The sequence below is a fragment of the Mucilaginibacter sp. JRF genome, from assembly GCF_015223065.1.
GTDB lineage: Bacteria > Bacteroidota > Bacteroidia > Sphingobacteriales > Sphingobacteriaceae > Mucilaginibacter.
In genome coordinates this window covers 1-698 of sequence record NZ_JADFBY010000025.1, presented here as the reverse complement: position 1 = coordinate 698, position 698 = coordinate 1, and the positions used below count along the sequence as shown (strand labels likewise).

At 42.7% G+C, this 698-nt stretch carries 1 protein-coding gene; it reads left to right on the top strand.

What is annotated here, in order from left to right; genetic code table 11:
• Positions 1-698 (top strand): hypothetical protein (locus tag IM792_RS21170; protein ID WP_194103919.1); only part of this gene is annotated, 698 nt, incomplete at both ends.

The window sequence follows — 698 nt, the reverse complement described above, 5'->3', positions numbered from 1 at the left end:
GCACTTGTGTGCGTGGTTGCTCTATCGCTTTTCTCTTGTAAAAAACAAGATGACGTACTTCCGGAATCTACATCTTCGGAATATTCAACGCTTAGTTCTTCAAACGAAGCTTCGTTAAAAACATCTTCATTAACTTCGGCAAACGGCTTGATGTTAGGCGTAAACGGTCACCCGTTTGGTGATGCACCTTACCTGGCAACACCTGCTGCTAAACAAGTTGAGCTGATCAAAGGCATGAAAATGAACTGGTACAGGATCAACGTACTAACCACATCTGATGGTACCATTTCAGCATCTTCATCATCTATTTTCTCATTACTACAACAAGCTTGCGAAAGCGGTAATGTAAACATATTACCTATGCTTTACCCACGCACCATGAATTTGGCTGATAAACCGGCTGACGCGTACGAAAAAGGCCGCGTATTAGGCGCTAACTTCGCCGCCAAGTATGGTAAATACTTTGAGTACTATGACCTTGGTAATGATTTGGAGCTTAAGTTATTAGCACCAAACACCACAGGTCGTGAAGTATCTCACTACGACGTAGCAAAATCAGCAGTAACTGCCGCTTACCTGAAAGGTATGGATGAGGGTATCAAATCAAAAGATGCCAACGCTAAAACCATGATCGATGCAGGTTGGTTGCACTGGGGCTTTTTAACAGTTTGCCAAAACTACAACGTTAAATTTGATGC